We start from the raw sequence: 21,912 nt of genomic DNA, 5'->3' as shown, positions 1-21,912 counted from the left end.
CAATCAGTCAGGTCTTCGGAGGGTGGCATGTACACATCCAGCGCCAGGAGCAAGTTCGGTAGCGCCATGGCGCTGCTTTTCATCGCGGTGCTCGCACCGATTGTGATGCTCGGCATTGCGCTCGCATTCGGCGGCCCGAAGGCAGTAGCGCCGATGGCCAGCATCAACGATCCCTTCCGGTACGTCGACTTCACCGACCTGCCGCCGCTGTCCAGCTTCATCGCACGGGATGGCTCAGCGCTTCGATACAGAAGATATGCCGGGTCCGGCGCGGCGCCCGTGGGCAGCGTGATCCTGATCCATGGCTCATCGGCGAGCAGCGCCAGCATGCATCCGCTGGCCAAAGCCTTTGCCGGCAAGGGCTACGCCGTCTATGCGCTGGATATGCGCGGCCATGGCGCCTCGGGGCCCAAGGGCACGATCTCGTATGTCGGGCAACTCGAAGACGATCTTGAAGACTTCGTCCGAGCGACTTCGCCAGAGCAGCCATCCACGCTGGCCGGGTTTTCAGCGGGCGGCGGATTCGTGCTGCGGGTTGCGGGCAGTCAGCGCCAGAATCAGTTCCAGAGCTGCCTGCTGCTGTCGCCTTTTCTCGGGCAGGACGCGCCGACCTATCGTCCGGGGAGCGGTGGCTGGGTCAGCGTTGGCATGGCGCGCGTCATTGCCATCGATCTGCTCAACCGTATCGGCATCGCGGCGTTCAATCAGCTGCCCGTCACAGCGTTCGCTTTGAACGAGAAAGCCAGGGCATTCCTGACGCCGGCATATTCCTTCGCCCTCATGAGCAATTTCCGGCCGCACCGCGATTACACGGCGGATATCCGATCGACGCAGCTGCCATGCGCCGTGCTGGTCGGCGAGGCGGACGAGGTGTTTGATGCGACTCGCTTCGAGCAAGCGTTCAGGGCACAGGGCAAGAACTGGCCAGTGCACATGGTGCCGCGCCTCGGACACATCCCGCTCACCCTGGAGCCGACCGGATTGGCGCAAGCCGTGGACGCGGTGAAAAAGCTGCAGCGGCTCGGCAATACGCCATCACATTGAAATCCTGCAATCATGAGCCTGCTCGTCCTGCTGCAGGTGCCTGCTCCCATGGCTGCAGGCGCAATGCCGGGGCGGGTGAAGACGTGCGCGCCCTCGTTCGCGCATCCTGGCGTATGCTCAGCACCGCAGCACAGCCATAAAGAACAAAGCGGAGGAGACGATGAAACTCAGCTTCGACATCTGCAAGGGGCCGCCTTCGACAGCCCAGATCCGCCAGGCACGAGCCGCAATCCTGCGCCAGCTTGTCATGGTCGTCCTGGTTTTTCCGATCTCGATTGCCGGAATCGCCTTTGGAAGGGACTTTTTCACGGCACCAGCCTGTGTCGTCATCCTCATCGGCAACATCATGTATCTGCTCTATCTGACCAATGACGGCCAGTGGCTGCTGTTCAGCTACATCACGCCGCAGCAGGCCACCATGCTGGTCCTGTGGGCGGAGAGTAATGCGGCAATTGCCTTGTACAGCACGGGTTTGCGCCTGCAGCAACGAGCGCCAACCGATTGGGAATACCGCTCCATCATCCGGTTCCTGCAGGCTGAACACAGATACGCCTGACGGGGAGCATTCTCTGGCGGGCGGTTGACCGCATCGAAACGCACGTGGCTCAAGCGGTCTGCGGTATGCGGCAAAGCGGGCAAGGCTTTATGGGTGATCTTCATGCATCGGCATTGCGGACCCGGCCTGCAAGCTTATCCATGCCACGATGCTTGATTCAAAGATAAGGCTTTCCACATAGCGAGCAGCGTAGCCGTTCACGGACCTTAAACTCATGGACATAGGGCTGAACGTGGTCGCACCCCCAAGTGCCGCTCGCGTTCAGCGACACCGTTTCATCCTTGAACGAGAGAGTCTCCATGAGTATCCCTGCCCCCGTACGGCGCTCAGCCGTTGCCAACGCCATTTATGGCGTCCTCAATCCCATACCCTTCGGATTCTTTGTTGCTGCGCTTGTGTTCGACGTCCTTTATCTGCGCACGGCCGTGATGCAGTGGGACAAGGGCGCTGCGTGGCTGATCGCCATCGGCCTGGTGTTTGCGATCATTCCGCGTCTCGTCAATCTGTTCCAGGTCTGGATCACGTCGCGACGCGGTGCGCTGCGCGCCGACCGCATCGACTTCTGGCTCAACCTGGTCGCCATCATCGTCGCGATCGTGAATGCCTTCGTCCATAGCCGCGACGCCTATGCATCCATGCCCACCGGCGCCTTGCTTTCGGCCCTCACCGTCTTTCTCATGGCCATCGGCCGCATAGGCGTGGCCGTGCAGCGTTCTTCCGTTGGAGGGCTCGTCCATGAATAAGATCGTCCTTTGCAGCGCTTCGGCGCTGGGCCTGGCCGCGATACTGGCCGGCTGCAGCGGTAAAGCCAACATCGATCCGGCACAGCAGTCGGGCGCCAATCCGCCGCTGCCGAGCGCGAAGGATTTCCTGATGCCGCCGATGCAGGTTCCCGATGGGACCGGCTGGAAAGCCGGGCAAAGCCCCAAGGTGGCGGCAGGCCTGAAGATCGAGAAGGTTGCCGCGGGTCTGCAGCATCCGCGCCAATTGCTTGCTTTGCCCAACGGCGATGTGCTGGTGGTTGAATCCAACGGCCCGGGAGAGGAAGCGGTCACGACGCCGAAGCAGCTCATCGCCGGCAAGATCAAGAACCGCTCCGGCAAGGCCGGCAAGGGTGGCAACCGGATCACGCTGCTGCGTCCGAAGCCCGGCGGCGGCGAGTGGGAAAAGCATGTGCTGATCGAGCATCTGCATTCACCCTTCGGCGTGCAATTGATCGGCGACACGCTGTACGTTGCCAACACCGGCGACATCGTCAAGTTCCCCTATCACGTCGGGGACACGCAGATCACTGCGCCGGGTGTGGAATTCACCGACCTGCCGGATACGGTCAACCATCACTGGACCAAGGCGCTGCTGGCCAGCCCTGACGGCAAGAAGCTGTATGTCGGCGTCGGCTCCAACAGCAACATCACCGAGAACGGGATGGACATCGAATACCGGCGCGCGGATGTGCTGGAGGTGGACGTGGCTACCGGCGGCAGCCGCATCTATGCCGCGGGACTGCGCAATCCGACCGGTTTGCAGTGGGAGCCGCACAGCGGCAAGCTCTGGGCCATCGTTAATGAGCGCGACGAGATCGGTGCTGACCTGGTGCCGGACTACATGACCTCGGTGCAGCAAGGCGGCTTCTACGGCTGGCCCTACAGCTATTACGGCCAGCACGTGGATCATCGGGTCGTGCCGCAGCGGCCGGAGCTCGTTGCCAAGGCCTTGAAGCCGGATTACGCCATCGGCTCGCATGTGGCCGCGCTCGGACTGCTGTTCTCGGGGAACAATGCGCTGCCGGCGGCGTATCACGAGGGCGCCTTCGTCAGCGAACACGGCAGCTGGGATCGCTCGCCGCTCAGCGGGTATGCGGTGGTATTCGTGCATTTCGATGGACAGGGCAAGCCGACGGGCGAACCTCAGGTCGTCGTTAGCGGTTTCCACTCCGAAGACGAGAAGTCGCTGTACGGCGCGCCGGTCGGTCTGGCGCAGGACAAGCAGGGCGCGCTGCTCATCGCCGACGACGTGGGCGATGCGGTGTGGCGGGTGACGGCGCAATAGGCGCGCCGGGTACCTCTGCGCAGCGCGGGATGCACCGCGCTGCCGCTTGAGCCGCCGGGGAGTCGATTTCTCCCATCCGGGCATGGCTTGCGCCGGCAGAGTCCGTCGGTATGAAAACCTGTCATTCGATCGATGGCCTGGCTCGACTTCCTCAAGAGGTAGTCCATCGCACTTGCAAGCATGCGAGCCCTCGTCCTGCGCTCGCATGCTTGCCGCCTATTGTTTCAACAGTCCTCCTATCATCTCCGCGGACTCCCTCAGCAGCGGCAGGATGTCCTGTACCCGCTTCTCGCTCATGCGCGCCTGCGTCGCCGCTACGGTGACCGCTGCGATTGCTGCGCCGGTGCGGCTGCGTATCGGCATGCCGACCGCGCTGATGCCCGGCACCGCATGATTCGCAATCCATGCGTAGCCTTTGGCCTGCGCGCGTGCCCGGTGCTGCAGCAGGTCTTCGCTATCGAAATGGTTGTAGACCGATAGCCGCGGCGCGATCGCATCCAGCACGCGCCTGGCTTCCTCGTCGGACAGGCTGGCGAACAGAGCCAGGCCGCCAGCGGAGACACCCAGCGGCTGGCGGCTTCCGACCGGCACCGCCGGCGTCTGGATCGGATACGTGCCCTGCACCCGCGCAAGGCAGACCGCGTCATTGCCGCTGCGCACGAACAGGAAACTGGTGTCGCCGGTCTTGCTGGCCAGGCTCATCAGGGCCGGCTGGCACAGTTCGCTGAGATTGAATTGATGCGCCGAAGCCAGCCCCAGCTCGAACACCAAAGGTCCGAGGCTGTAGCGGCGCGTGGTGTCATCGCGCACCAGCATGCCTTCGGCCATCAGCGCCTTGAGCAGCCGATGCGCGGTGGGCCGCTCCAGTTCCAGCGCCTGTGCCAGCTCCACCAGGCGCAGGCCGCGCGGCGCGCCTTCGGCCAGCAGCTTCAATGCGCGGATCGCGCGCGTGATGGTCTGTGCGCCGGCTACAGCGGGTAAGGAATTCATGAAAAGTTCCAAATAATGGAATGATTGTGGATCTGATTGACACTGCAGTGCGCCGAAAAATAGCATGGCCTGAAGAATTTGCCTGCACGCCTGTTCGTTCCGAGCGTGGTGCAAGCGTTTTTGTTCCAGATAGTGGAACAGGCTTAAACATGAGAGCAACCATGAGCGAACAAACACCGAAGCCCACTTCCGCGCGCGACCGGCTCGACTATCAACCAATCACCGCGGCTCGCCGTTTCTCCTTGCCCGGCAATGCGCGCGTGGCGGTATGGACCATCGTCAATGTCGAGAACTGGCTTCCGGAAAATCCAATGCCGCGCACGGTGCTGCCGCCGCCGATGGGTCAGCCACTGCTGCCGGATGTGCCGAACTGGGCCTGGCATGAATACGGCATGCGTGTGGGCTTCTGGCGCTTCCTCGATGTGCTGTCCGCGCGCGGGCTGCGCGCGACGCTGGCATTGAACGGTTCCACCATTACTGAATATGCGCCGGCCTGCGCGGCCGCGCTGAAGGCCGGCTGGGAATTCATGGGCCACGGTTATGTCCAGAAGCCGATGCATCGCGTCGAGGACCAGGCCGGCGCGATACGGCAAACCGTGGACGCCATACGCGACTTCACCGGCAAGGCGCCGCGCGGCTGGGAAAGTCCGGGCCTGACCGAGACCGGCGAAACCCTGGACCTGCTGGCCGAAGCCGGCATTGAATACGTCGCCGACTGGGTGCTCGACGATCAGCCGGTCGCGCTGAAGACGAGGGCTGGGCGCATGGTGTCGGTGCCTTACACGGTCGAGATCAACGACGTCGTGATGTCGGCGATACAGCAGCAGCCTTCGGATGAAATCCTGCGCCGCGGCCGCGATCAGTTCGACCAGCTGTACAAGGAAGGCGCGACGATACCGCGAGTGATGGCGATTTCCATCCATCCCTACCTGACCGGCGCGCCGCATCGCATCCGCTATCTCGAGGCGCTTTACGACCACATCCTGTCGCATAGCGGCGTGCATCTTTGCACTGGCGAAGAGATCCTCGATATCTTCAACAATCAGAACCCGGCGGTTTGAGCGCGGCTCGAGGAAAAACCATCATGACGCTTCCGCGCATCCTGCTGATCTCCACCGGCGGCACGATTACGATGACCCCCGGCGCCGGCTCGGGTATCGCTCCCACGCTGACCGGCGAGGACCTGCTGCGCGCCGTGCCGGAGCTGGCTGCGCGCGCCGAACTCGATGTGGTGACGTATTCGACCAAGCCCGGCGCATCGCTCACGCTTTCCGATCTGCTCGCGATTGCCGAGCGCATCGACGGCATGGACGGGGCGTTCGCCGGCGCCATCGTGGTGCAGGGCACCGACACCATCGAGGAAACCGCCTTCGTGCTGGACACCGTGGTCGCGACCGACAGGCCAGTGGTCGTGACGGGCGCAATGCGCGGCGCCGGCGCGCCCGGCGCGGACGGCCCGGCCAATCTGCTGGCTGCGGCGACCGTAGCCGGCAGCGAAGCCGCGCGCGGCCTGGGCGCGCTGGTGGTGCTCAACGATGAAGTCCATGCCGCGCGCCATGTGCAGAAGGCGCATACCGGCGCGCCTTCGGCCTTCGCCTCGCCGGGCTTCGCGCCGGTCGGACGCGTCATCGAAGGCGCGCTGCATCTGTACGCGCGCCTGCCGCGCCTGCCGGCCATGGCGCGCCCGGACGCGGTGGAAGAGGCGCCGGTTGCACTGATTGCGCTGGCACTCGGCGACGACGGCCGCCTGTTCGATGCCTTGCCCGGCGTGGGCTATCGCGGCGCGGTGATACAGGCCATGGGCGCCGGCCATCTTCCCGCGCATTGCGCCGAGCGCCTGCAGCGCTTGGCGCAGGCCATGCCGGTGGTGCTGGCCACGCGGGTCGCGTCCGGCCCGGTGTTTGAAAGGACCTACGGCTTCACCGGTTCTGAGACCGATCTGATCGCGCGCGGCGCGATTCCTGGCGGCTACCTTCCCGGCCCCAAGGCCTGCCTGCTGCTGCGACTGCTGATCGCCGGCGGATTGCGCGGTGAAGCGCTGCGCTCGGCTTATGTGATGCGCAGCCGCGCCGCGCTGGCCTGACAAGAATTGATAACAAGAGAGAGACAACCATGAATCGCAACAAAGCCGCGCTGGGGATGTTCGTCATCCTGCTGCTGTCCTATGTCGTCAATGCGATGGACAGGCAGCTGTTTTCGGTGCTGGCGCCGGATGTGCGCAAGGCGCTGGGTCTGACGCTGCCGCAGGTCGGGCTGGCAGCGACGGTGTTTACGCTCGGCATGGGCCTGGCCGGCATACCGACGGGCTACCTGCTGTCGCGCATGTCGCGCCGTAGCGTGGTCATACTCGGTCTTGTGATCTTTTCCGCGGCGACCTATCTGACGGCCTATGCCAGCGGCATGCCGGAACTGCTGGTCTACCGCTTCATCTCCGGCCTCGGCGAAGCAATGCAGCTGACTGCGCTGCTGGCCATAGGCACCACCTACTTTCTGGACCACCGCGCGGTGGCAGCCAGTTCGCTGAATTTCACCTTCGGCATCGGCGCGGTGATTGGCCCCAACCTCGGCGCTGCGATTCTGGGCGCAACGCGCTGGCAGACGCCTTTCATCGTGTTCGGCCTGCTGGGCGTGGTAGCGCTGGTGCTGATCTTCCTGTTCGTCAAACCCTGGTTCACCGAAGTGCGTGCCGATGACCAGCCCGCGGCGCAGGCAGCGGAAGAGGGCGTGGCCGAGACCATCTGGGCAAGAACGCCGATGACGCTGGCGCTGGCCACAGTTTTCGCCGGACTGGCGATCTACGGCTACCTCGGTCTCTATCCCACGTATCTGCGGGAAGCGCTCGGCTTTACGCCCAAGGAGGCGGGCCTGGCCGTGAGCTTCTACGGTTTTGGCGCCTTGCTGTCGCTGTTCGGCGGCTGGCTTGGCGATCGCTATGACTATCGCAGGCTGCTGGTGCTGTCGCTGGTGGTGTCGGCAATCAGCGGCGGCATTCTGTTCGCCGGGCTCGGCAAGTCCCTGGCGATGCATATCCTGTTTTCCTTTGTTTTCGGCGGCGCCATCAGCGGCATGGTGTATGCGAACCTGTCGGCCGGCATCATCAAATCGGTCATGCGCGCGAAGGCTTCCTATGCTTCGGGACTGTTCGTGGCAAGCCTGTACATTCCTGCGGCATTCGCGGGCTATCTGCTGGGCACCTTGAAGGAAAGCTTCGGCTGGTCCACCGCTGGCGTGGTGCAGGTGGCGGGATGCGCGTGCATTGCCGCGCTGTTGTCGCTGGCGGCTGCGGCAGGGCAGCGGCGCAAGATGGCTTACGCCTAAGCGTCGCGTCCTATCCCGCGATCCGGCTTCGACCGTTTTCTGCAAGCCGGCGCAAGGCCGAAAAAAAGCCCGCCATGCTCGGCGGGCTTAATCCATCCTCATGGGAGAGGTGAGGAGGAGGAGACAGGTTCTAGCATATCCGAGCGTCGCCGGTCGGCGCATCGGACGAACTCTCCAATCCGCGTAAGAATTTTCTTGCGTGGCTGTCAGTGCTGCGCGAAATGTTCCAATCCTTATAATCATCAGCTCGATCAACATGGACCGACCGGAGATATCCATGGACCAGCAATACGAGGACGGCTTGCAGAAACGCAAGCAGGTGATGGGCGAGGACTTTGTCGAGCGGGCATTCGCCGGCGCCGACGAGTTCACGATGCCGCTGCAGGAATTCATCACGCGCAATGCCTGGGGCACGGTATGGTGCCGCGACGGGCTCGACATGAAGAGCCGCAGCCTGGTCACGGTGGCGATGCTGACCGCGCTGGGCAGCACCCATGAGTTGAAGGGCCATCTGCGCGGCGCGCTCAACAATGGCGCGAAGAAGGAAGAACTACGCGAAGTCCTGCTGCAGGCCGCAGTGTATTGCGGCGCGCCGATGGCGGTGAATGCGTTTCGCATCGCGCAGGAAGTCATCCGCGACTGGGACGCCAGTCAGGCCGCATGAGGAGAACGGTATGAGCAAGATCGGTTTCATTGGACTGGGCACCATGGGCGCGCCGATGGCGGCGCATCTCGTCAAGGCCGGGCATGCGTTATACGTGCATTCTTCCAAGCCCCTGCCGGCGGACCTCCAGAGCGGCGCGACGCCGTGCGCCTCGTTTGCCGACGTGGCGCGGCAGGCGGAATTCATCATCACCATGGTGCCGGACACGCCGCAGGTCGAAGCGGTGCTGTTCGGCAAGGATGGCGTGGCCGAGGGGCTGTCGCCGGGCAAGATCGTCATCGACATGAGTTCGATCTCGCCGATGGCCACCAAGGCTTTTGCCGAGAAAATTCGGGCGCTGGGCTGCGACTACCTCGATGCGCCGGTGTCCGGCGGCGAAGTCGGCGCGAAGGCTGCGTCGCTCACTATCATGGTTGGCGGCGAGCAGGCAGCATTCGATAAGGCATTGCCGCTGCTGCAGTTGATGGGCAAGAACATCACGCTGGTCGGCGGCAACGGTGATGGCCAGACGACCAAGGTGGCGAACCAGATCATCGTGGCGCTCAACATCCAGGCCGTGGCCGAGGCGCTGGTATTCGCGGCGAAGGCAGGCGCCGATCCGGCCCGGGTGCGGCAGGCGCTCATGGGCGGCTTCGCGGCCTCGCGCATCCTGGAAGTGCATGGCGAGCGCATGATCCGGCGCACTTTCGATCCGGGCTTTCGCATCGAGCTGCATCAGAAGGACCTGAACCTGGCGCTGGCCGGGGCGAAGGAACTCGGCGTGGCCTTGCCCAATACCGCGACCGCGCTGGAAATGTTCAATGCCTGCGCCGCGCATGGCGGCCAGGCCTGGGACCATTCGGCGCTGATCCGGGCGCTGGAGATTTTGGCCAACTTCGAGATCGGCTCGGCCAACTGAGCTGCGTCAAATCGCGGGCCGCGCGGCGGCTCGCGCGTCATGCCACTTGATTTAGGCTGAAAACGGTGGATGACGCGTCCGGATAATCGACGGCTTCGTTGCCAATGTCCCGATTTCCGGAGCCCGCATGACTGGCTGGCGCCAAGCACCACGAGGCCGCATGGCGCGCGGCCTCATTCTCGGCATATCGCTCATCGGCGCGGCGCGCTTAGCGGCGGCCGAAGAGGGTGTGCGTTCGCGCTGGGCATTGCAGGTTTCCGGTTTCACGCATCATTTCCAAGGCACGCATAATCGCGCCCATCCTTCGTGGAACAGCGTCAACACCGGTATCGGTCTGCAGTACGACATACGCGAGGATGCGACAACGCGCTGGTCTACCACGATGTCGGTTGGCGAGATAAAGGATTCCTATGGCGTCGTCGGGCCCTATGCCGGCATCGTGCGCCAGTACCGTCTGAACGATGCGCGTATCCGCGCCCGCCTGGGGTTGGGCGCGTTTCTCGCGTGGCGCGCGCTTGACTGGACCGCCACGCGCAAGCTGACCTTCCTGCCCATGCCCGTGCTGTCGGTGGAAGACACAAGAACCGGGCTCGGATTCAACCTGACCGGCACGCCGTCGATACGCTATGACGATCGCAGAATCGTTTCCTTCGTCTTCATTCAGGGCACATATCGTTTCTGACTGCGCTGATTTCGTGTCAGAAAAAGTGTTTCGTCGGTGCTCGTCTTCTCCGACACATTGTTGAGGTGTTGTCCGATACTGGGCATCGCCAGCCCGTCATAAGCTTTCATCCACGTCGACGCCGCACCTCCATCGCGGCGACGGCAGCAGCAGTTTCAATCAACGATGGATGAAAAGGAGAATCATCATGGCAAACAATCAACAAGGCGGTAACGGTCAGGACAAACGCGGTTTCGCGTCGATGGACCCGAACAAGCAACGCGAGATTGCCAGCGAAGGCGGCCGCGCGGCGCACCGCAGCGGCAATGCCCATGAGTTCACTTCCGAAGAGGCACGTGCCGCGGGCCAGCTGAGCCACAAGAACGATGGCGGCAGCGGTTCGTCGGGCAATCGCGGCAATGAAACCTCGAACACCCGTGGCGGCTCCAGCGAGCAGCATGCCGAGGCCGGCCGTCAGAGCCACAAGAACAGCGGCAACCAGCAGTCCGGCAGCCGCGGCAATGAATCGACCGGCATGCGCGGCGGCTCGAGCGAGCAGCATGCGAAGGCCGGCAGCCAGAGCCACAAGAACCAGAAGTAAGACCGATCGGTAACGAGGCCCGAGCGGCAACATGCCGTGCGGTGCTGGCATGGTTTGATCGGACAGGGGACGGATACGCCATTTTCGGCATATCCGTCCCCTGCGTACTTAGCATCTTTCCCTGATGCAATGACGCAACGCAATAAGCGATATCACGAAACAAAATCGTCGCAGCAACACAAGCTTTCCGTTTCCCCAACGAATTATTTATCTGTGGAATGTAGGATGCGTCTGTTTCCAAAGACCAACCTATTTCCTCAGAGATGCAAGTTACTGTTTCCAGCCGGCGCCTGCCCCTGTCTTTCGTTTCCGCGCAGACGCTCGCTCTTCCCGCCATCTTCGCGTTGTTCGGCCTCATCATGGGTTCGTGGGCCAGCCGCATCCCGGCGCTGCGCGATGGCATGCATGTGTCGCATTCCGCGCTGTCCCTAGTGCTGCTGTGTGGCGGCCTTGGCGCGGTGACCTCCTTCCCGCTGTCATCGAGCCTGATGACCCGCTTTGGCGGCCGGCGCACCACCCTTATTGCCGGCCTGGCGCTGCTGGCCGACCTGGTGGCAATCGGCCTGGCGCCGAACGTGCCGCTGCTGATGCTGGCTGTGCTCGGTCTGGGCATTACTGCCAGCACGCTGGACGTGGCGCTGAACTCGGTGGCGACCCGCTTCGAGAAGGACAGCGGCAAGTCGCAGATGGCCCGGCTGCATGCCTGGGGCTGTGCCGGTGGCCTGGCCGGCGCGACGCTGGGCAGCTTGATGGCCGGCATGCATACCACCCCGGCGCACCATTTCATGATGCTGGCCATGCCGCTGGCCTGCCTGTTGTGGCTGGCTTGCGAATCGCTGGATGTGGCCGACGAAGCGGCAAAGCTCGAGAAGCGGACCTTCTGCCTGCCGCGCGGTCCGCTGGCCCTCCTGGGCGCGCTCGGTTTTTTCAGCGCGATGTCCGAAGGCAGCATTGCCGACTGGAGCGGACTATTCCTGAAGGAGCATTTCGCGGTCGGCGATAGCTTCGCGCCGCTGGCCTTGTCCTCGTTCTCGGTGATGATGCTCGTCGCCCGGCTGGCCGGCGACCGCTTGAAGGAAATGCACAGCGCGCAGCGCCTGGTGTCGACCGGCGGCATCGTCTCCGCGGCCGGCCTGTTCTTCGCGGTGTTTTCGCCGAATGCGTATTTCGCGCTGATTGGCTTTGCCGCCGCCGGCCTTGGTCTGGCGCTGGTATTCCCGTTCGTGTTCAGCGCGGCCGGCAGGCAGGGTCCGATGGCCCTGGCCGGCGTGGCGACGATGGGTTACAGCGGCAGCCTGATGGGCCCTCCAGTGATCGGCTCGGTGGCGCATCACTTCGGTATGCCGGCGGCGATCGGCTTCGTCGGCCTGCTCAGCATGGCAATTACCTTCGTCGCGGGGCGTGCCGCGCTGCTGAAGTAAGCGTTCGAAAGCGGCAAGCGCTTCAGCCGCGCTCGCGCGCCTTGCCAGTATCTGCATCCGCCGCCCGACGTAGCGCCCGCAGTACAAACAAAGTTGCAATACGTCAAAATCGTTGTTGCCGCAAAGAAAAAGTGGGACGATACGCCATTCGCACGAAATCAAGTATTTCGCACAAGATTCCATAGCCATCCTTGGAGAAAACATGCAGTGGGGAAGGAGACTATTACTGGCCAGCGCCGCGGCCATGCTGATTGGCCCGGTATACGCACGCGACACGGTGCTGGCCGTTAACGAGGGCACGACTTACCAGGATCCGGATAGCGCACCGTTTCATGTGCGCTACCAGGGCTTGGCCGATCTGCTGTCCAGGGAGCTGAAGCGGCCGGTGAAGGTGGTGCAGGTCGACAAATACGACCGGCTCGAAAAAGGGCTGGCCGAAGAGCAATACGACATGGCGTTCGTTCATCCCGCGCACATTGCGCTGCGCGCGGTGAAGAGCGGCGCCTACCAGGGCGTCGGTACCGCGAAGGGCTACACCGATTACCGCGCCCGCGTGCTGGTGGCAAAAGATTCGCCGCTGAAAACCATGGCGGACCTGCGCGGCAAGAAGCTCGGCGTGCCGAGCATGGAATCGATTACGACGGTCATGTTCGTCGCCAGTCTGCGCCAGATGCACCTGCCGCAGCCGGAGAAACAGCTCACCGCCACCCGCTACCAGGATGCGGTGCCCTTCATGGTCACGCAGGGATTCGTCGATGCCGGCGTGACCGGATCGGCCGCGGTTGCCAATGAATGGAAGCGCGGCGGCGGCCGCATCCTCGGTGAAACCCGGCCCATCGCCATCAAGCAGTTCCTCGTGTCGAAGCAGCTTGCCGATGCCGATCGCAGCCGGGTAGGAGCGGTGCTGCTCGGTTTGTCCGGCAGCGACGAGGGCCGGTCGGCCCTGGCGAAGATCGGCATCGCCGGGTTCGCGCCCTGGGATGCCGGCGCAATGAACGAGGCGACGGCGGAACTGGGGCTCTGAGGCTCTGAGGCCCTGAAACCCTGACGCCCCGACGCCCTGACGCGCATCGGACCAGGCCGGCCCCGGTCCTCGCGTGTTGCAGCCTTTGTGGCCAAGCGGAGTCGATGTGGCTCGCTCGCGCCGTTGCGTAGTTTGGGCGGGCAGCATCCGCTCGGACTGCGCCGCCGGCAGTCCCATGCTGCCGCGCGGGCATTACACTCCACGCTTTGCTGATGGGCGGCGCGACGCGAACATGCATCGTGCCCGCACCAGATTGTCGAACCAGCTTGTCGAACCAGCTTGGCAACCTTGCGGCGGAAGGGCTCCTTCGGCAGCATTGCCGATAAGCTGTTGCGCAATCCCCCCGGGATTCGACCGCGAAACTTCGATTCCCGAACTCAACGCACGCATCGCGCACTTTTTCATGCGCCACCTCCAGGTGACGTCAGCGCAATAACCGACGCCGGGATTGCGCCGGCGCTCTTTCACAGGCGCAAGGGGGTAATTGACCACGCAATCAGATTGCACCGGGAAAGTTTGCGCAAGTTCAATCCTTCGCGTTCGCTTACTGAGCAGAATTTGTTAAGCGAAGAAAAGGGGGCTCAGTGCTTCATGCTCGTTTCCGGTGCGCGCAACCATGGTCGGCCGGTTGCCACAACAGGCGGAACACAGCGCAAGCGCCAAGGCGGCCAGCCGTAAGCGACAGACAGCATCGTCGCGCTCGGACCTACCGCAAGCCGGTCGCAAGAGCCGACGCCATCCAGCGGCGTTGCCACTTCTCACGCTGACGGTCCTGGTCACGGCCTCGTCCCTGATGCCCCGCACCAATAAGCGGGCACACAATCTACAACATTCGGAGACAACTCATGCGATTCCCCCTTGCGGCCCTTGCCGGCCGTGCAGCCTCTGCATCCTTCACCATCCTTCTCGCCGCAACCGGCGCGTCCGCGCTTGCGCTGACTGCGCCGGCTTCGGCGGCCTCGGCCGCATCGGCCGCCGCCGAACGGGATTCCGTATCCTTGCAGGTCCTTTCCTCGAAACCGGAATACGTCAGCGGCGGCAGCGCCCTGATCAAGGCCACGCTGCCGCCCGGCATTGCGAAGCAGGGCTTCACCATCATGGCCGGCAGGAACGATGTCACCTCGGCCTTCACCGCGGTCGGCGACGGTGAATACATCGGCCTCGTGAAGGGCCTGACCGAAGGCGCCAACACCATCGTGCTTACGCCCAGCACTGGCCGCGGCCTGACCACGTCGCTGACGGTGACGAACTATCCCATCAGCGGCCCGATGTTCTCCGGGCCGCCGATCCAACCCTTCATCTGCCAGACCGGCTCGCTCTCCCTGCCGGACGGCAGCAAGTTGCAAACCACGCCGAACGATCCGAACTGCTCGGCCGCGACCAATGTGCAGTTTGTCTACCGCAGCACCAAGGGCAGCTTTGTCGCGCTGCGCGATCCGAAAAGCCTTCCCGCCGATCTGGCGATGATCACCAAGCCTTCCGGCGAAAAGGTGCCCTACATCGTGCGCGTGGAAACCACCACCATCGACCGTGGCGTGAGCCAGATGACGATGCTGTTCGATCCGAGCCGGGATGCCGAACCGTCGCCGACCGCGCGCCCGCGCAACTGGAACGGGCGCCTGGTCTATGGCCATGGCACCGGCTGCGTCGGCGGCTGGTACATCTCCGGCGCCGGTTTCGGCTACAGCCCGCTGAACGACACCTGGCTCTCGCGCGGCTATGCAGTGGCGACCAACACGCTGAACCATCCGACCAACAGCTGCAATCCGGTCGTGGCCGGCGAAGTGACGTCGATGACGAAGGAATACTTCATCAAGCGCTATGGCGTGCCGGCCTACACGATGACCGTCGGCACCTCCGGCGGCGCCTATACCAGTCTGCAGGTGGCGGATGCCTTCCCCGGCCTGTTCGACGGCGTGTTCATCGACGCGACCTTCCCGGATGCATTGGCCATCGCGATGTCGGGCATGGATGCGCACCTGCTGTCGAATTACTTTCTAGGGGCTTCTGCGAGCGCGGCGAGCTTCACGCCGGCGCAGCAGGCCGCGGTGTCCGGCTATGCAAACACGATGGCATTGGTCGCCAACGGCAACCAGATGGGCCGCACCGACCCGGTGCCGGGTCGCCTTGCGCCGACGTATCCAGGCATCGCCAACTACAACCCGGCGGTATTCAATGCGGCAGTGCCGGCCTCGCTGCGCTACAACCCGAACGGCCCGACGCCGAATTTCGCTGGCGCCCGGCCCACGGTGTTCGACGAGAACGTCAACGTCTACGGCCGCGCGAAGAATCCGCTCGATCCTTCGCAGTCTTCGACCTATGCATTGCGTCCGTTCGACAACGCCGGCGTGCAGTATGGCCTGGCCGCGCTCAACGCCGGCCGGATCACGACCACGCAGTTCCTTGACCTGAACGAGTCGGTCGGCGGCTTCGACACCGACGCCAACCCGGTGCCTACGCGCAGCATCGGCAATACGAGCGCGATGCGCCGGGTGTATCAGGCCGGCGTGATGCTGTCCGGCGGCGGCGGCCTGGCCTCGCTGCCGATCATGGATACGACCGCTATCTATGGCGAGAACAATTCCAACTACCACATGCAATGGGAGCATTTCGCAGTGCGCGCTCGGCTGGTCGAGGCCAATGGCAATGCGGACAACCAGGTGATGTGGCGCGGCGGCCCTGTCAGTGCGCCGGTGTCCACCGGCACGCCGCTGGCCATTGCAACCTTCGAGCAATGGATGGAGAAGATCCTGGCCGACACCGGCCCCGGCTCGGCGCGCGACAAGGTGCTGCGCGACAAGCCGTCCGCGGCGGTGGATGGCTGCTTCGATGCATCGATGCGCTTCATTCCCGAGACGCAGACGCTGGGCGTGAACAATTCGACCTGCAATACGATGTTCCCGTCCTACAGCAATGCGCGCATCCAGGCCGGCGGCCCGCTGGCGGCGAATGTGTTCAAGTGCGAGTTGAAGGCAATCTCTGCGGCGGACTACCAGGTCGCCTTTACGCCGGCGGAAATGGCGCGCCTGCGCCGAATTTTCCCGAGCGGCACCTGCGACTGGAGCAAACCGGGCGTGAGCCAGACCCGGCTGGTGCCCTGGCCGTCGGTCGGCCCGTCGCCGGTGCATCAAATCTTTGATGTGAACGCGGTGCAGTAACGCGCTGCTTGCCTTCGCTTCTTTCAGAGTGAAGGGAAGGCAAGCGGCATGGCGCGCCCGGCTGCAGCGCAGGCTGCGCCGGGCGCGCTCGCTTTCGTCACGCGCTGCGCCATCGGCGTCGAGGATTCGTTTTTTTCTCCTGTCCTGATATAACGCTCCCTCCTTCACATCCCGCAGGAAAGTCGATGAGCGAGCTTGGCAAATTCGTCCGCGCGCACCGGGAGCGGATCGATCCGGCATCCCTCGGCCTGCCCCCCGGCCTGAGGCGACGCACGCCGGGCCTGCGCCGCGAAGAGCTGGCGCTGCTGTGCGGCGTCAGCGTCACCTGGGTCACCTGGCTCGAGCAGGGGCGGCCGGTGTCGGCCTCGGCGAAAACCATTGCGCGCCTGGCCGAAGCGATGCGCCTGACCGCCGCCGAGCGCGGCTATCTGTTCAGGCTCGCCAACAAGGTCGATCCCGAAGCGAAGACTGCCGCGCCGGCGGTATCGGTGATCGACGAGGTGTCGCAACTGCTCGATGCCATTGCCGCGCCGGCTTATGCGCTGGACCGCCAATGGAACGCCGTCGCCTGGAATGCGCGGGCGGCATGGCTGTTCGAGGACTGGCTGGGCGAGACCGGCGAGGCGCAGCGCAACCTGCTGCGTTTCATGTTCCTGCAGCCGTCGGCGCGCAGCTTCGTCGACGACTGGCCGGATCGGGCGCGGCGGCTGGTGGCCGAGTTTCGCGCGGAATGCGGCAAGGCAGGCGAGGACGCGCCGCTCGCCGATCTGATCGCTTTGCTGCAACGGGAAAGCGCGGATTTCGCGCGCTGGTGGCGAGCGCAGGAAGTGCTGGCCAGGGAAGGCGGCATGCGCGGCTTTCTGCATCCGCGGCAAGGGCGCCTGGTGTTCCGGCAGGTCACGCTGCAGTTGCAGGGCTGGCCGGATCTGAAGGTAACCGTGCTGCTGGAAGACGAGCACCGGGACGGCTCGCTGGTAGAAAACATACCGGGATAAAACACGGTCTGGTTGGCCTCATCCCGCCTGGCTATGCTGTGTGCTCCTTTTCAACAGCATCCGGAGTCGATGATGAAACAGAGTGCAATCGCAGAGCGGCAGTTTGGCGGCACGGCCGCGGCCTATCTCTCCAGCAGCGTCCATGCCAGCGGCGCTGATCTCCAGGCAGTCGCCGCGCTGACCGCGCGGCATGCCGGGGCCGAGGTGCTGGATCTGGGTTGCGGCGCCGGGCACCTGAGCTTTGCGGCCGCGCCTCATGCCCGGTCGGTCACGGCTTTCGACCTGTCCGAAAACATGCTGCAGGCGGTGGCAGCCGCGGCGCGTGGACGGAACCTGGCCAACATCGTCACCGTGCCGGGCGCAGCGGAAGCCCTGCCTTTCGACGACGCGCGCTTCGATATCGTCGCCACCCGCTTTTCCGCGCATCACTGGAGCGATGTGCCCGCAGCGCTGCGCGAGGCGCATCGGGTGCTCAAGCCGGGCGGCACGCTGGTGGTCATCGACATCGTCGCTCCGGAAAACCCGTTGTTCGATACCGTGCTGCAGACAGTGGAACTGTTGCGCGACGCTTCGCATGTGCGCGACTACCGCGTCTCGGAATGGGAAGTCATGCTCGCCGACGCCGGATTCGCGCAGCGTTGCGAGGCGCGCTGGCCGCTGCGCATGGCCTTCGACGACTGGATCGCGCGCATGCGCACGCCGGCCGAGCGCGTAGCGGCGATCCGCAGCGTGTTCGCCGCCGCCGCCGAGGAAGTGCGCGGCGCCTTCGCGGTTGAGGCGGACGACTCCTTCGTGATCGAGGCCGCTCGTTTCGAGGCGGTCAGGTAACCTGTATGAAGCGTAAAACCGCGCCGCCGGGCGGGCGCGGGCACCCTGGCGCCCGCGCGCGGTTACGCCGATACCACAACGCCCTCCTTCCTGTCGCCAACAAGTTGTCTGTAATCAATATTTCCATTAGGATATATATCTTATAAGAGGTGCGAAAACGCACGAATGACGCAAGAATGACCTCCGGAGAGTGCACGAAGTGAGGCAGGAAACGCATTGCCACCGCCTATCCTGCAACAGCTCGCCGCGGCTCCATGCGCCCGATGAGCGACACAACAACAGTGAAAGAGCGGTTTTTCCGTGCTGAAGCAGATTGAAACCACCGAGTTGCATCTCGGTATGTACATCGCGAAAATCAGCGAAAAATGGTTCGAATCGCCTTTCTGGCGCCCATCCTTCCTGCTGACGAAGGACAAGGATATCCAGACGCTGCTCGATCACGGCTTTACCAGCGTCTGGATCGACACCAGCAAGGGCCTGGATCCCGATGAGATTGCAAACGGGCCAGAGACGGAAGCCGAAAGCGCCGCTTCCGCGTCGGGCCGGGCCGCTGAAGCGCCAAGCGCCCAGTCTGCCAATCCCGACATCGAAACCAGGAGCCGCGCCGAGTCCTACGGCTTCGGCGACCCGCTGCCGGTTGCGCCCAACGAGCCGCGTCCGGCGCCGCTGGAAACCGAGCGCGCCCGCGCCGCCGCGATTTGCGGCAAGGCGCGGCGCGCCATGGTGGAAATGTTCCAGGAACTGCGCATGGGCCAGGCGGTGGATGCGGAACGCATGCTGCCGGTGGTCGACGAGATTTCCCAGTCGGTGCTGCGCAACTCGGATGCCTTGCTCGGCCTGGTTCGGCTCAAGACCAAGAACGATTACACCTACATGCATTCGGTCGCGGTGTGCGCGCTGATGGTGGCGCTGGCGCGCCAGCTCGGCATGCCGGAGGACGAGGTGCGCGACGCCGGTCTGGCCGGCCTGTTGCACGACATCGGCAAGATGGCCGTGCCCAACGGCATCCTGGACAAGCCCGGCACGCTGACCGACGAGGAATTTCGGGTGATCAAGTCGCATCCGGTCGCCGGCCATCGGATTCTGTCCAAGGGCAGCGGCGTGCCCGCCAGTGCGCTGGACGTGGTGCTGCATCACCATGAAAAGATCGATGGTTCCGGCTATCCGCATGGCTTGGCGGACGCGCAGATCAGCCGCCTGGCACGCATGGGCGCGGTCTGCGATGTCTACGATGCGCTGACTTCGAACCGCCCGTACAAGGAAGGCTGGTGCCCGACGAAGGCAATCCGCCTCATGGCAACCTGGAAAGGACATTTCGATGCGGCGGTGTTCCAGGCCTTCGTCAAGAGCGTCGGCATCTATCCGGTCGGCACCCTGGTGCGCCTCGAATCGGGCCGGCTCGGCGTGGTGCTGCAGCAGCTGGGTAGATCGCTGCTGCAGCCGCGGGTGCGCGTGTTTTTCTCGACGAAATCGATGACGCATATCCCGCCCGAGGTGGTCGACCTCGGCGTGCCGCATGCCCGCGACAAGATCGTCGACTGGGAAGACCCGGAGAAGTGGGAGTTCAAGAACCTGGAAAACCTGTGGGTGCACGGCTGAGGCGCAAAGAAAGAGCCAAACAGGAGACGATCGCTGCGCCGCCGGGACCGTGTACTGCAATTGGCAGGGAATCGCCTGTCTGTTCTTCTCGCTGACGGCGTGGCGGCAGTGTATCCTTGCGGAAATTCTGCCGTTTCGGCCATGCCATGCTCAACCGGTTCCGTTTCCTTTCATCGATACGATCGCGTCTTGCCCTGCTCGTCGCGGCATGCCTTATTCCCGCTTCGCTGATCGCGGTAGCGCTGCTTTCCTACGACTACTACCGCAACCGCGAGGCGCTGCGCGACAGTGCTGTCATTACCGCGCGCACGATTGCTTCCCTGGTCGACCAGCAGTTTTCCGGCATCAATGCGACGCTGGGCGCGTTGGCTACGTCGCCGGCGCTGTCCAGCCGCAACCTGAAGACTTTCTATGGCCAGGCGCTGCAGGTGTTGCCGAGCCAGCCGATACAGAACCTGATGCTGATGGACCCGGAAGGCCAGCAATTGCTCAACACGCTGCGGCCCTTCGGCGAGCGCCTGCCGCGCGTGGCGGACTCTGCAATGCTGCGGCCGCTGGCGCGTGGCGACGGCCCGGTCATATCCGGCCTCATCCTTGGCGCAGTCACCGGCAAACCGCAGGTGGCGATCTGTGTTCCGATCCACGATAAGGGCAAGCACATCTACAGCCTGTGTGCAGTGCAGCCGGCCGAGCAGTTCGCGCAGCTTCTGCATCAGCAGCAGTTGCCGGCGGACTGGATCGTCGCCGTGCTCAACAGCGGCGGCCGAATGATCGCGCGCAGCCATGACATGGCGCGCTATCTGGGCATGCCCGCGTCGCGTGACCTGCAGGAAGCGCTGTCTTTCGATAACGAAGGCTGGTTCGAGGGCAAGACCAGCGAAGGCATCCCGGTGCTTGCTGCGTTCAGCCGGTCGACGCTGTCGAACTGGTATATCGCCATCGGCATTCCGGCTGCGTCGATCGCGGCGCCAGCGGCGCAGAAACTGGGCTGGCTTGCCTGCACGATTCTTTTGCTGCTGGGCGCCAGCGTCGTCGTGGCGCACGTCATCGGCAGGAGCATTTCGCAGGCGGTGCATGGTCTGGTCGCGCCCGCGCTGGCGCTGGGCCATGGCCGGGAGCTGACGATACCGCGGCTGAATTTGCTCGAAGCCGATGAAGTGGCGGTCGCGCTGACGCAGGCATCCTCCATGCTGGCCCGCGCGCAGTACCAGGCGACGCACGATGCGTTGACTGAGCTGCCGAACCGCAGTTTCTTCAATGATTTCGTCGCCAAGCAGGCAGCGCATGCGAAGCGTTACCGGAGCGACTTTTCCATCCTGTACATCGACCTCGACGGCTTCAAGCCGGTCAATGACATCCACGGGCATGCGGCCGGCGACGCGGTGCTGTGCGCGGTCGGTCGCAGGTTGCGCGCGAGCTTGCGTGAATCCGATGTGGCGGCGCGGCTGGGCGGGGACGAGTTCGCCGTGGTCCTGGTCAACACAACGGGCGAAGCCGCCAGAAAGCTTGCCGACAAGCTCATTGCCGTACTCTCGGCGCCGTATGACATCGAAGGCGGAACGGCGCGGATCTCGGCCAGCATTGGCATCGCCGGATGCGAGGACGCCAACCAGATGGGCGTGAACATACTCCAGCTGGCCGATACCGCGATGTATCTGGCCAAGGCGGCGGGCAAGGGCAGGGTGATCTGTTCGTCCGGCATGAAGGCGGCTGGCTGAAACAGTTTTGGAGCCTGGGCGCCTGGCAGGGCGCTCGTGATGCGGTGACTCGCGCGGATCGCAGGCGTGCGGTAGCTTCCGTTGCGCACGCGTGTTGATTGCGGGCGTGACGAGATAAGGGCGGATAGTCTGATTGTTGCCGTTGCCGTTGCCGTTGCCGTTGCCGTTGCCGTTGCCGTTGCCGTTGCCGTTGCCGTTGCCGTTGCCGTTGCCGTTGCCGTTGCCGTTGCCTTTGTAGTTGTCGTTGTAGTTGCAGTTGCTGTTGCCTTTAACCCCCGTTGATTGCGCCGTGACGGCGATGCCCGGAGCGGGAAAAGGTGCGGCGTCTGTCTGAGCGAAGCGCAGCGTAGCGAGTTTAGCCGCGCCCCGCTCCGGGCATCGACGGCAC

19 protein-coding genes are annotated in these 21,912 nt (G+C 63.9%); 18 read left to right on the top strand and 1 reads right to left on the bottom strand.

Annotation, left to right across the window (positions count from 1 at the left end):
* Positions 1-27: 27 nt before the first annotated feature.
* The 4 genes from JJB74_RS27380 (at position 28) to JJB74_RS27365 (ending at position 3,649) form a co-directional block, all read left to right on the top strand.
* Positions 28-1,044, top strand: a complete 1,017-nt coding sequence (locus JJB74_RS27380; RefSeq protein WP_234484911.1) for an alpha/beta hydrolase — start codon at positions 28-30, stop codon at positions 1,042-1,044.
* A gap of 160 nt (positions 1,045-1,204) precedes the next feature.
* The gene (locus JJB74_RS27375; protein WP_200597512.1) at positions 1,205-1,600 is read left to right on the top strand and encodes a hypothetical protein; all 396 of its coding nucleotides are present in this window, start codon (positions 1,205-1,207) and stop codon (positions 1,598-1,600) included.
* Between the two features lie 248 nt (positions 1,601-1,848).
* Positions 1,849-2,343: a DUF2231 domain-containing protein gene (locus tag JJB74_RS27370; RefSeq protein ID WP_325170186.1), complete on the top strand. Its 495-nt coding sequence runs from the start codon at positions 1,849-1,851 to the stop codon at positions 2,341-2,343.
* Entirely contained in the window at positions 2,336-3,649 is a 1,314-nt protein-coding gene (locus JJB74_RS27365; protein ID WP_200597510.1) for a PQQ-dependent sugar dehydrogenase, read from the top strand. Before JJB74_RS27370 ends, JJB74_RS27365 begins: the two co-directional genes overlap by 8 nt.
* A gap of 216 nt (positions 3,650-3,865) precedes the next feature.
* On the opposite strand, the gene JJB74_RS27360 is transcribed toward JJB74_RS27365, so the two are convergent.
* A complete protein-coding gene (locus JJB74_RS27360; RefSeq protein ID WP_200597508.1) occupies positions 3,866-4,639 on the bottom strand; it encodes an IclR family transcriptional regulator in 774 nt (257 codons plus the stop codon).
* A 161-nt stretch (positions 4,640-4,800) separates the two neighbouring features.
* Between JJB74_RS27360 and JJB74_RS27355 the strand changes: the two genes are divergently transcribed.
* The 14 genes from JJB74_RS27355 to JJB74_RS27290 all read left to right on the top strand — a co-directional run bounded on the left by JJB74_RS27355 (position 4,801) and on the right by JJB74_RS27290 (position 21,524).
* On the top strand, positions 4,801-5,700 hold the full coding sequence (locus JJB74_RS27355) for a polysaccharide deacetylase family protein (RefSeq protein ID WP_200597506.1): 900 nt from the start codon (positions 4,801-4,803) through the stop codon (positions 5,698-5,700).
* 23 nt (positions 5,701-5,723) lie between these two features.
* Positions 5,724-6,722, top strand: a complete 999-nt coding sequence (locus tag JJB74_RS27350; protein WP_200597504.1) for an asparaginase — start codon at positions 5,724-5,726, stop codon at positions 6,720-6,722.
* A 29-nt stretch (positions 6,723-6,751) separates the two neighbouring features.
* Positions 6,752-7,957, top strand: a complete 1,206-nt coding sequence (locus JJB74_RS27345) for an MFS transporter (protein ID WP_200597502.1) — start codon at positions 6,752-6,754, stop codon at positions 7,955-7,957.
* Between the two features lie 277 nt (positions 7,958-8,234).
* Entirely contained in the window at positions 8,235-8,621 is a 387-nt protein-coding gene (gene pcaC / locus JJB74_RS27340; RefSeq protein WP_234484910.1) for a 4-carboxymuconolactone decarboxylase, read from the top strand.
* 10 nt (positions 8,622-8,631) lie between these two features.
* On the top strand, positions 8,632-9,519 hold the full coding sequence (locus JJB74_RS27335; RefSeq protein WP_234484909.1) for a 2-hydroxy-3-oxopropionate reductase: 888 nt from the start codon (positions 8,632-8,634) through the stop codon (positions 9,517-9,519).
* 127 nt (positions 9,520-9,646) lie between these two features.
* Positions 9,647-10,201, top strand: coding sequence for a hypothetical protein (locus tag JJB74_RS27330; protein ID WP_200597496.1), 555 nt, complete (start codon positions 9,647-9,649; stop codon positions 10,199-10,201).
* A 169-nt stretch (positions 10,202-10,370) separates the two neighbouring features.
* Positions 10,371-10,781, top strand: a complete 411-nt coding sequence (locus JJB74_RS27325; protein ID WP_325170185.1) for a KGG domain-containing protein — start codon at positions 10,371-10,373, stop codon at positions 10,779-10,781.
* A gap of 263 nt (positions 10,782-11,044) precedes the next feature.
* On the top strand, positions 11,045-12,202 hold the full coding sequence (locus JJB74_RS27320; protein ID WP_234484908.1) for an MFS transporter: 1,158 nt from the start codon (positions 11,045-11,047) through the stop codon (positions 12,200-12,202).
* Positions 12,203-12,404: 202 nt separating this feature from the next.
* Positions 12,405-13,226 (top strand): phosphate/phosphite/phosphonate ABC transporter substrate-binding protein, encoded by an 822-nt coding sequence (locus tag JJB74_RS27315; protein WP_234484907.1) that lies wholly within the window; start codon positions 12,405-12,407, stop codon positions 13,224-13,226.
* 845 nt (positions 13,227-14,071) lie between these two features.
* Positions 14,072-16,384 carry a DUF6351 family protein gene (locus JJB74_RS27310; protein ID WP_200597492.1) on the top strand — a complete coding sequence of 771 codons (2,313 nt, stop codon included), beginning with the start codon at positions 14,072-14,074 and terminating at the stop codon, positions 16,382-16,384.
* A gap of 185 nt (positions 16,385-16,569) precedes the next feature.
* Positions 16,570-17,379 carry a helix-turn-helix domain-containing protein gene (locus JJB74_RS27305; protein ID WP_200597490.1) on the top strand — a complete coding sequence of 270 codons (810 nt, stop codon included), beginning with the start codon at positions 16,570-16,572 and terminating at the stop codon, positions 17,377-17,379.
* A gap of 72 nt (positions 17,380-17,451) precedes the next feature.
* Positions 17,452-18,207, top strand: a complete 756-nt coding sequence (locus JJB74_RS27300; RefSeq protein WP_200597488.1) for a class I SAM-dependent methyltransferase — start codon at positions 17,452-17,454, stop codon at positions 18,205-18,207.
* A 300-nt stretch (positions 18,208-18,507) separates the two neighbouring features.
* Entirely contained in the window at positions 18,508-19,806 is a 1,299-nt protein-coding gene (locus JJB74_RS27295) for an HD-GYP domain-containing protein (RefSeq protein WP_200597486.1), read from the top strand.
* A gap of 146 nt (positions 19,807-19,952) precedes the next feature.
* Positions 19,953-21,524 carry a sensor domain-containing diguanylate cyclase gene (locus tag JJB74_RS27290; RefSeq protein ID WP_200597484.1) on the top strand — a complete coding sequence of 524 codons (1,572 nt, stop codon included), beginning with the start codon at positions 19,953-19,955 and terminating at the stop codon, positions 21,522-21,524.
* Positions 21,525-21,912 lie beyond the last annotated feature (388 nt).

It is taken from the genome of Noviherbaspirillum pedocola, from assembly GCF_016632335.1.
Lineage (GTDB): Bacteria > Pseudomonadota > Gammaproteobacteria > Burkholderiales > Burkholderiaceae_D > Noviherbaspirillum_A > Noviherbaspirillum_A pedocola.
This window is presented reverse-complemented; position numbering and strand designations above follow the sequence as displayed.